Genomic DNA, 8,600 nt, shown 5'->3' with positions numbered 1-8,600 from the left:
ATTCGAATGCTAAAGAAAATCTCCGTCAACCGCCTTAAGGCGGGAATGTTCGTCCACGAACTGTGCGGGGACTGGATGTCCCACCCGTTCTGGCGCGCCCAGTTCATGCTCAAGGGCGAAGACTTGCGCCGCATCGTCGATGCTGGCATCCAGCATGTTTACATCGACACGGCTCGCGGCCTGGATGATATCGAGGCGGTGGCCGCGTCGGAAGTTCAGGCCGCGGTCGAGCAGGAACTCCAGGCTGTGCTCGCCACTCCCGACGATCACGTGCTGCGGGTGTCGCTGCATGAGGAGATGGCCCGTGCGCGCAAGGTGCATGAGCAGGCTCACAAGGTCGTGCGCACGATGATGCGCGATGTACGTCTGGGGCGGGCGGTATCGTTGGAGGATGCCGAACCGGTGGTCGAGGCGATCACGGGGTCCGTGCTGCGTAACAGCGGGGCGCTGCTCGGCCTCATCGGCATCAAGAACAAAGACGACTACACCTTCCTGCATTCGGTCAGCGTCTGCACGCTGATGATCGCCTTCGGCCGCTCCCTCGGCCTGTCTGGCGACGAGCTGCGCCAGGGCGGGATCGGCGGCCTGTTGCACGACATCGGCAAAATGCGGGTACCCGATGCGGTGCTGAACAAGCCTGGCCGTCTGACGGACGCCGAGTTCGAGATGATCAAGCGCCATCCCGGCGACGGCCACTCGGTGCTGCTCGAAACACCGGGCATCGGTCCGGTGCCGCTGGACATCACGCGCCATCACCACGAGCGCCTGGATGGGCATGGCTATCCCGACAAGCTGTCCGGTGATGCGATTTCAACGATGGCGCGGATGGCGGCGATCGTCGATGTTTACGACGCGATCACTGCCGACCGCTGCTATCACAAGGGACTGCCGGCTGCCGAGGCGCTGCGCAAGATGTGGGAGTGGAGCGCAGACCACTTCGATCAGAAGCTGCTGCAGGCTTTCATGCGTTGCGTCGGCATCTATCCGGTGGGTAGCCTGATACGCCTCGAGTCGGGGCGGCTCGGGGTGGTCATCGAGCAGAACGAAGGCAGCCTGCTGACCCCGCGGGTACGGATCTTCTTCTCAACCCGCTCGAACGGGTATACCAAGCCCGAGGTGATCGACCTGTCCCGGCGGCCGGGAAATGTAGACCGGATCGTTTCCGCTGAAACGCCGGAGAAGTGGGGCATCGATCCCCGGCGCTTCCTGCTGCAGAGCTAAGCTTCAGCCGACTGCCGCAACTGGACGTCGAGGGTATCGATCACTGCGCTCCAGTCGGCATCCTCGGCAATCTCGTTCTTCAGGAAGGCCGCCTGGACAGGGGACCAGAAAGGCGCCTGGCTCAAGGGAACATCGTGGGGCAGCGGCGCATGGGCGGCGATGAAGGCATCGATGGCACTGCTTTCACTGGGCAGCCCGAGCTGGGCGAACAGGTTGGCGATGTTGTGGATGTGCGATTCCATGACGATCTCCCGACGTTGGTGATGGGGGGTTAATGTTGGTCCGATAAGGAAGGTACAGGTTCCCTCCGCTGGTGCCGGCGGCATGACATCGTATATATTAGTTTTTTCTAATTAACGAGGTCCGTCATGCTCCGCTTTTCCCTTGTGACTCTTGCCTGTATCGCCGTCAACGTCCAGGCCCAGGACCTGGAGGCGCTCAAGCTCGACACCCGTACGCAGGCACTGCCGGTGCTGCCGAAGGTGGTCGCGATGATGAAGGAAACCGTTGTCGCAAAGGGCGCGGTGGACGCGATCCCCGTCTGCAAGGACAAGGCTCCGCAGTTGATCAAGGAGCAGTCCGCCAAGACTGGCTGGCAGATGCGCCGCGTGAGCCTCAAAACGCGTAACCCGGAGCGGGGCGCGCCTGATGTCTGGGAGGCGCGCCAACTGGCCGAGTTCAACATCCGTGCGGCCAATGGCGAAAAACCCGACACGCTCGAGGCTGGAGAGGTCATCAGTGAGAACGGCAAGCAGGTCTATCGTTATATCAAGGCCATCCCGGTCGGGGACGTATGCCTGGCCTGCCACGGCGCACGAGAGGGGCTGGATGCGGCGCTGAAGGAACAATTGGCGCGCAGTTACCCGCACGATCGGGCCGTGGATTACCAGTTGGGCCAGATCCGTGGTGCCCTGAGTGTCCAGCGCCCGCTGTAGGGGCCGTGTGCCTGATGGCTGAAACCCGTTGATGCTGTTTGGGACTCCCGTATCATGCGGGCGGTATTCAATTTCCCAACGAGGTTCAGCTTGAAAATCCTGGCAACCCTGATGATTCTTGCCGGCCTGACCGGCTCTGCCGAGGCCTGCGGCCGCTACCATGACGACTGGGGCGGCAGCGACAAAGCGGCGCATTTTGGCGTTTCCGCTGCGCTTGGTGTCGGTGCGTCGCGGTTGTCGTCCGATCCGTGGACGGCCTTTGGCCTGGCGCTGGCTCCCGGCGTGGCCAAGGAGATCTACGACTCCCAGCAGGATTGCAACCGCTTTTCGTGGAAGGATCTGGCCTGGGATGCGGTGGGGGCGTATGTCGGCGTGCGGGCCGGTAACTGGATGCTTGGGCCGACCGGTGCGTCTTATCGCCTGAGCTTCTGAGAGGTCGACGCGATAAGGATCCGGTGATAAGGATTTCCTAAGGGACGCGAACTAGAGTGATCACGGACTTCGCTGGAGGACGTGATCACCGGGATGTGTGCCGACTTGTGCGATCCTGTTCAGCCACAGGAGAGGGATGTCCTCTCCTGTGGCTGTTTTCATTTTCAAGTTGCCTGTCGTTTGAAGGAGCCGCTCGGATGCGTGTTCTGCTGGTTGAGGATGACCGCCTGCTGGGTGATGGCGTGAAGGCTGGGCTCACGGGCGCCGGCTTCGTGGTGGACTGGGTCCGCGACGGGGAGGCCGCACTGGCCGCACTGGGTTGTGAGAGCTTTGCCGCGGTGCTGCTCGATCTTGGCCTGCCGCGCAAGGACGGTGTCGCCGTGCTGGCAACGCTGCGTGCCGCCGGTAATCCCGTGCCCGTGCTGGTGCTGACGGCCCGCGATCAGGTGGCGGACAAGGTCCGGGCCCTCGATCAGGGGGCGGACGATTACGTCGTCAAACCCTTCGATCTGGATGAGCTGGCGGCCCGTTTGCGGGCGTTGGTCCGGCGTTCCCAGGGGCGGGCGGACAGTTGCCTGCGCCATGGTGAGCTGACGCTCGATCCGGCTGCCCGTACGGTGACGCTGAAGGGTGAGTCGGTGCTGTTGACCGGCAAAGAGTTCGAACTGCTGCGCATGCTGCTCGATGCCGCGGGGAGGGTGCTGACTCGCCGGGTGCTCGATGAACAGCTTTACGCGTGGGGTGATGCGGTGGAGAGCAATGCGCTGGAGGTACATATCCACCATCTGCGCCGCAAACTCGGTAGCGAGCTGATCCGCACCGTCCGCGGTGTGGGCTACATGGTGGACGAGGCGCCCCGGTGACGGCGGCCCGCTCCGTCTACTCCCTGCGCCGCCGTCTGGTGGCGATGTTGATCGTGGCCGTCGCGGTCTTGTGGAGCCTGTCGGCCGTGGTGGCCTTCCGGATTGCCCACGAGGAGGCCGACGAGCTCTTCGATGCCCAGCTCATGCAGGTGGCGGAAACTCTGCTGGCCATTGTGGCGGCCGGGCAGTCGCCCCAGGTCGCCCAGGAGATGGCGGAGCACCAGCATGCCTACCAGTTGCCGGTAGCCTTTCAGGCCCTGATGCACGACGATAAGGGCCACTGGCAATTGCTGGTGCGCTCTGCAGAGATGCCGGAGCAGCCGGTGACCCTGCAGACTGGCTTCGATGAACATGAGCTCGATGGTGAATTGTGGCGCTTCGTCACCATCGACCATGGCCACAGCCCCTATCGGGTGATCGTCGGCCAGAACCATAGCGCACGCTATCGCCTGGCCGGTGAGGTGGCCCTGCATCTGCTGCTGCCTATCCTGTTCGGCTTGCCGCTGATCGCCGTCGCGATCTGGGCGGTGGTGGGCCGTGCCCTGCGGCCGGTACAGGCCGTCGCCACGGCGGTAGGGGGGCTGGATGCGCGCCGGCTGGTGCCGGTGCAGGTCGATGGGGCGCTGCCGGAGGAGATTGCGCCGCTGGTCGGTTCGCTCGATGCGCTGGTGTTCCGGGTGGCTGAAGTGCTTGACCATGAGCGGCGCTTCACCGCCGATGCAGCCCATGAGCTGCGTACCCCGCTCGCGGCCGTCAAGATCCAGGCCCAGGTGGCGCGCAGGGCGGCTGACGAGGGCGTCCGTTCCCACGCGCTGGACCAGGTCCTGTCGGGTGTCGAGCGCATGACCCATCTGGTGGAGCAGCTGCTGACGTTGGCGCGCCTGGACCCGGAAGGGCGAGGTGTGGCGGACAACCCGGTGGACCTCGCCGAACTTGCGGAAACCGTGTGCTCCATTCTGACGCCCCAGGCCTTGCGCCGTGGGCAGAGTCTGGAGCTCGAGCCAGGGCGCGGCCTTGTGGTCAGTGGCAACCGCTGGTGGCTGGAGGTGTTGATACGGAACCTGGTGGACAACGCGCTGCGCTATTCACCCGAAGGGGGGCACGTCATCGTGCAGGTCGATGCCGATACGGCCACGCTGAGGGTGGCCGACAATGGCCCAGGCATTGCGCCGGAGCAGCGCGAGCAGATGCTGACCCGCTTTGCGCGGGGGGCTGGCAATGATGCGGATGGTTGCGGACTGGGCTTGTCAATCGTCGCCCGAATTGTCGAGATTGCCGGTGCCCGGCTGGACTTCGAACCTGGCCTGCCACGGGAAGGTGGATACGGGCTGGCCGTTGTGGTGCGTTTTCCTGCGACGTGGTCCTTGCTTGGCGAGGAACGAGGCGGGCCTTGAGGCGGTTACCCCGGGCCCGCGGACAGGATTTCAGGTGGCTAGATCACCCGCGATGTAACCGGCCAGGTGATTGATGGTGGCTTGCTGCTGTTCCATCACTGATTTCACCGCATCGCCGATGCTGACGATGCCGACCACTTTGCCGTGATCTACCACCGGAAGGTGTCGCACGTGATTGTTGGTGATGATGCACATGCAGTCGTCCACCGTATGGGTGGGAGAGACGGTGAGCACGTTGGGCGTCATCAGGTCGCCGACCTTGGTGTCTTTGGAAGCCAGTCCCTTGAGGACGACCTTTCGGGCGTAGTCGCGCTCCGTAAAGATACCGGCCAGCCGTTCGCCTTCCATGACCAGAACCGCGCTCACGTTATGTTCGGCCATCAGGTGGAGGGCCTGCAACACGGTCGTGTCGGGTGTCACTGCGTGGCAGGCGGAGCCCTTGGCTTGAAGAATCTGTTGAACCGTTGCAGCCATTGTCTTGAACCCTCCTTATTGTTCGCCTCCTCAGGGCCTGCAGCCCTCTGCTACAGGCTAGTCAGAGTGTATAGCTTGGGTGGAAGAGCGCAAGAGTGCAAGCCGCTGTGCGCCACTTTCGGGGAGGCGGAGTGGGTAGGTGACCCCGTGCCGTCCGGTGGGCTTTTCCACATGCCCGGAGACAGTACTGGCTGCGTTCGAGCCCCCTCGCCGGGGTGTGAGCCAATTCACGCCGGCATTGAAAAACGGTGCAGCACGTCGCGCATCGTGATTTTTTGGGCACTGCTCATTCTGGCCGCTGCTTACTCTTGAGGTGTCAGAGTAATTGAAGTCGGAGTGAGGTGCATCATGCTCATCGTATTGATTGGTGGTTTCGGCGTGTTTGCGCTGGCTGTCATCGCTGTTCAGACTTGGCGTGAACGTAAGGCAGAGCAGAGGCGCCTGGCTAAGGAATGGGAAATCCTGCTGACACGGATGTTCGCTGCCCAGGCCATGGGGCAGTATCGGCTCGTGCGCGAACAGATCCTGCACTCCTGCCGGGGGCTCGATCAGGGGTTGGTGCCACAGCCACAGGTTCCGCATCTGAAGGCCCGTCTGGCCAGTCTGCTGGTTCAGGACCCGGTTTATCCATCCGTGCTGCAGGAGATCCGGCTCGCTTGTACGGCGCAGCTCGAGGTGAGTGAATTTAGCCTGGCGGTTAGCCTGCGCGAATTTCTCATCGAGGATATCCGTCAATGCCTAGCGCTCGCTGAGGCCTTTGGGCAGGTTGAGCGCCGGGGTGAGCAAGGCGACGCCCGGGTGGCTGCGAGTTTTCACCACGCGACAACGTAAAATGAAGAAGGGCGGTCCGTTCGGGCCGCCCTTCTTCATTTGCGCTCAAATCTCCAGATTGTCGATTAGGCGGGTGGCGCCCAGTCGCGCTGCACCTAGTACCACCAGCGCTTCACCGTCCTTACCCGGGGCCTGCAGATCGCTGCGCCGCCGGACAGTGATGTAGTCGGGCCGCCAGCCGTGGGCGGCGAGTTCGGCAGTAGCTTCGGTTTCCAGTTTCAGAAAGTCCCGCTCGCCAGCGGCGATGCGTTCGCGGATCCATACCAGTTGCCGGTTGAGGCGCGGTGCCTCGGCCCGTTCGGCGGCGCTCAAGTAACCGTTGCGCGACGAAAGGGCGAGGCCGTCGGCGGCACGGATGGTCTCGCCGGCGATGATCTCGATGGGCAGGGCCAGTTCGCGGACCATGTTCCGCAACACCATCAATTGCTGGTAGTCCTTCTTGCCGAACAGCGCCACGTCAGGTTGCACGATGTTGAACAGTTTCAGGACCACTGTGGCGACGCCGCCAAAGTGACCGGCCCGCACCGCACCTTCCAGGATGTTCACGTGGGCCGGGTCGGGCTCGACGTGATAGTGCTGGGGCGCGGGGTACATCTCCTTTTCATCCGGGGCGAACAGGAAGTCCACGCCGGCTGCCTCGAGGCGTGCCGAGTCGTCGGCCAGTGTGCGCGGGTATTTGTCGAAATCCTCGCTGGGACCGAACTGCAGACGATTGACGAAGATGCTCGCCACCACCACGTCGGCCCGCGTGCGTGCTTCGCGCATCAGCGCGATGTGGCCGTCGTGGAGGTTTCCCATGGTGGGGACGAAGGCGACGCGCGCGGCCCCGGCAAGGGCCGCGCGCAGGCCGGCGATGGTGTGATGGGTCTGCATTGAAGGCTTTCAGTAGCTGTGTTCGGGGCCGGGGAAGCGGCCCGCCTTGACGTCGGTGACGTAGCGGCCGACGGCCTCGTCGATGCTCGTTGCGCCGTCCATGAAATTCTTGGCGAAACGCGGACGCTTGCCGTGGAAGACGCCCAGCAGGTCGTGCAGTACCAGCACCTGACCGTGGCAGTCCACACCGGCGCCGATACCGATGGTCGCCATCGACGTCAGACTGGCGGTGACGTCGGCGGCCAGGGTCGAGGGCACCATCTCCAGCACGACCATCGCTGCACCGGCTTGTTCAAGGGCCAGTGCGTCGGCCTTGAGGGTCGCCGCGGCTTCCTCGCTGCGACCTTGCACGCGGTAGCCGCCGAGCTGATGGACGGATTGCGGCGTGAGGCCGATATGGGCGCACACCGGCACGCCCCGCTCGACCAGGAAACGTACGGTCTCGGCCATGAAGGCGCCGCCTTCGAGCTTGACCATCTGCGCTCCGGCCGCCATCAGGCGCGCCGAGTTGCGCATGGCCTGGGCAGGGTTCTCGGTGTAGCTGCCGAAGGGCAGGTCGGTGACGATCAGCGGGCGGTTGCAGCCGCGGGCCACGCACTCGGTGTGATAGACCATGTGCTCCATGGTTACCGGCAGCGTGGTCTTCTGTCCCTGCAGCACGTTGCCGAGGGAGTCTCCGATCAGGATCACGTCCACGCCGTTGCGTTCCAGCAGTGCGGCGAAGCTGGCGTCGTAACCGGTGAGCATGGTGATCTTGCGACCCTCGGCGCGCATCTTGCCGAGCTCGAAAAGGGTCACGGGTTTGTCGTTATCTTGCAGATAGCTCATGGCAGGTCCTCCTCGCGGCGGCAGTTAACCCCAATCTTGTGCAGGGCACAAGAGGGTGCGGCAGCAAAGAAAGCAAAAGCGTAAGGCGGGAGCGGGGCGTGGGCGTCAGCCGGCGTAGCCGAAGAATTCCCGGTAGCTGCGCATGGCGAGCAGACGGGAATACAGCAGTTCGAAATCTTCCGCTTTGTCCACGGGGTTGAGGGACTCGGCATTGACGATGAACAGCGGCGCGGCATCGTAGTGATGGAAAAAATTCGCGTAGCGCTGGGCGACCCGTTCCACGTAGGGTTCGCTGAGCTTGCGCTCGGCTTCCACGCCGCGTTTGCGTACGCGCTCGACCAGGACTTCAGGCTGGGCCTGCAGGTAGATAACCAGGTCGGGTTTGCGGACCGTTGGCTTGAGGCGGGCGTAGAGTTGCCGGTAGAGATGCAGTTCGTCTTCGGCCAGCGTCAGCTCGGCGAACAGAGGGTCCTTGTCGAGCAGGAAATCGGAGACCACCCGGCGCTGGGGGTTGTGCTCGTGATCGAAGGCGGCGAGTTGCTCGCTGCGCTGGAACAGGAAGGCGATCTGCGTTGCCAGGCCCCAGCGCTCGATGTTCTGGTAGAAGCGCCCGAGAAACGGATTGGCGGCGGGGTTTTCGAGCAGCAGTTCTGCGCTCAGGCGGTCGGCCAAGCGTCGGGCGAGTGTGGTCTTGCCTGCGCCGATGGGGCCTTCGACAACAATGTAGCGCGCTTTTTCGAGCATGGCTT

11 protein-coding genes are annotated in these 8,600 nt (G+C 63.5%); 6 read left to right on the top strand and 5 right to left on the bottom strand.

Annotation, left to right across the window (positions count from 1 at the left end):
• The first annotated feature begins 6 nt into the window (after nucleotides 1–6).
• On the top strand, nucleotides 7–1,221 hold the full coding sequence (locus AC1PQG_RS14815) for an HD-GYP domain-containing protein (RefSeq protein ID WP_481118600.1): 1,215 nt from the start codon (nucleotides 7–9) through the stop codon (nucleotides 1,219–1,221).
• On the opposite strand, the gene AC1PQG_RS14810 is transcribed toward AC1PQG_RS14815, so the two are convergent.
• On the bottom strand, nucleotides 1,218–1,463 hold the full coding sequence (locus AC1PQG_RS14810; protein ID WP_481118599.1) for a DUF2789 domain-containing protein: 246 nt from the start codon (nucleotides 1,461–1,463) through the stop codon (nucleotides 1,218–1,220). The genes AC1PQG_RS14815 and AC1PQG_RS14810 overlap by 4 nt on opposite strands.
• 126 nt (nucleotides 1,464–1,589) lie before the next feature.
• Between AC1PQG_RS14810 and AC1PQG_RS14805 the strand changes: the two genes are divergently transcribed.
• The 4 genes from AC1PQG_RS14805 (at nucleotide 1,590) to AC1PQG_RS14790 (ending at nucleotide 4,845) form a co-directional block, all read left to right on the top strand.
• Entirely contained in the window at nucleotides 1,590–2,156 is a 567-nt protein-coding gene (locus AC1PQG_RS14805) for a Tll0287-like domain-containing protein (RefSeq protein ID WP_481118598.1), read from the top strand.
• A gap of 90 nt (nucleotides 2,157–2,246) precedes the next feature.
• On the top strand, nucleotides 2,247–2,588 hold the full coding sequence (locus tag AC1PQG_RS14800) for a hypothetical protein (RefSeq protein WP_481118597.1): 342 nt from the start codon (nucleotides 2,247–2,249) through the stop codon (nucleotides 2,586–2,588).
• A 197-nt stretch (nucleotides 2,589–2,785) separates the two neighbouring features.
• Nucleotides 2,786–3,451, top strand: coding sequence for a response regulator (locus AC1PQG_RS14795; protein WP_481118596.1), 666 nt, complete (start codon nucleotides 2,786–2,788; stop codon nucleotides 3,449–3,451).
• Complete coding sequence (locus AC1PQG_RS14790) at nucleotides 3,448–4,845, top strand: ATP-binding protein (protein ID WP_481118595.1); 1,398 nt, start codon at nucleotides 3,448–3,450, stop codon at nucleotides 4,843–4,845. The genes AC1PQG_RS14795 and AC1PQG_RS14790 overlap by 4 nt, the downstream gene beginning before the upstream one ends.
• A 30-nt stretch (nucleotides 4,846–4,875) precedes the next feature.
• On the opposite strand, the gene AC1PQG_RS14785 is transcribed toward AC1PQG_RS14790, so the two are convergent.
• A complete protein-coding gene (locus tag AC1PQG_RS14785) occupies nucleotides 4,876–5,319 on the bottom strand; it encodes a CBS domain-containing protein (protein WP_481118594.1) in 444 nt (147 codons plus the stop codon).
• Nucleotides 5,320–5,667: 348 nt separating this feature from the next.
• Between AC1PQG_RS14785 and AC1PQG_RS14780 the strand changes: the two genes are divergently transcribed.
• Nucleotides 5,668–6,150 (top strand): hypothetical protein, encoded by a 483-nt coding sequence (locus AC1PQG_RS14780; RefSeq protein WP_481118593.1) that lies wholly within the window; start codon nucleotides 5,668–5,670, stop codon nucleotides 6,148–6,150.
• Between the two features lie 45 nt (nucleotides 6,151–6,195).
• Here the strand turns inward: AC1PQG_RS14780 and panC are convergent, their stop codons facing one another.
• The 3 genes from panC to AC1PQG_RS14765 all read right to left on the bottom strand — a co-directional run bounded on the left by panC (nucleotide 6,196) and on the right by AC1PQG_RS14765 (nucleotide 8,595).
• Nucleotides 6,196–7,023 (bottom strand): pantoate--beta-alanine ligase, encoded by an 828-nt coding sequence (panC, locus tag AC1PQG_RS14775; RefSeq protein WP_481118592.1) that lies wholly within the window; start codon nucleotides 7,021–7,023, stop codon nucleotides 6,196–6,198.
• A gap of 9 nt (nucleotides 7,024–7,032) precedes the next feature.
• A complete protein-coding gene (gene panB / locus AC1PQG_RS14770; RefSeq protein WP_481118591.1) occupies nucleotides 7,033–7,851 on the bottom strand; it encodes a 3-methyl-2-oxobutanoate hydroxymethyltransferase in 819 nt (272 codons plus the stop codon).
• 105 nt (nucleotides 7,852–7,956) lie between these two features.
• Complete coding sequence (locus AC1PQG_RS14765) at nucleotides 7,957–8,595, bottom strand: deoxynucleoside kinase (RefSeq protein ID WP_481118590.1); 639 nt, start codon at nucleotides 8,593–8,595, stop codon at nucleotides 7,957–7,959.
• Nucleotides 8,596–8,600 lie beyond the last annotated feature (5 nt).

This window comes from Zoogloea sp. GDB6 (assembly GCF_056724105.1).
Note: the sequence above shows the minus strand (reverse complement) of the source record. Positions and strands in the feature narration are given on the sequence as shown.

What these genes read in the sequence shown, in the direction of transcription:
- AC1PQG_RS14805 (WP_481118598.1), top strand. Translation starts at nt 1,590, where the DNA reads ATGCTCCGCTTTTCCCTTGTGACTCTTGCCTGTATCGCCGTCAACGTC.
- AC1PQG_RS14785 (WP_481118594.1), bottom strand. Translation starts at nt 5,319, where the DNA reads ATGGCTGCAACGGTTCAACAGATTCTTCAAGCCAAGGGCTCCGCCTGC.
- AC1PQG_RS14810 (WP_481118599.1), bottom strand. Translation starts at nt 1,463, where the DNA reads ATGGAATCGCACATCCACAACATCGCCAACCTGTTCGCCCAGCTCGGG.
- AC1PQG_RS14765 (WP_481118590.1), bottom strand. Translation starts at nt 8,595, where the DNA reads ATGCTCGAAAAAGCGCGCTACATTGTTGTCGAAGGCCCCATCGGCGCA.
- AC1PQG_RS14795 (WP_481118596.1), top strand. Translation starts at nt 2,786, where the DNA reads ATGCGTGTTCTGCTGGTTGAGGATGACCGCCTGCTGGGTGATGGCGTG.
- panC (WP_481118592.1), bottom strand. Translation starts at nt 7,023, where the DNA reads ATGCAGACCCATCACACCATCGCCGGCCTGCGCGCGGCCCTTGCCGGG.
- AC1PQG_RS14780 (WP_481118593.1), top strand. Translation starts at nt 5,668, where the DNA reads ATGCTCATCGTATTGATTGGTGGTTTCGGCGTGTTTGCGCTGGCTGTC.
- AC1PQG_RS14815 (WP_481118600.1), top strand. Translation starts at nt 7, where the DNA reads ATGCTAAAGAAAATCTCCGTCAACCGCCTTAAGGCGGGAATGTTCGTC.
- panB (WP_481118591.1), bottom strand. Translation starts at nt 7,851, where the DNA reads ATGAGCTATCTGCAAGATAACGACAAACCCGTGACCCTTTTCGAGCTC.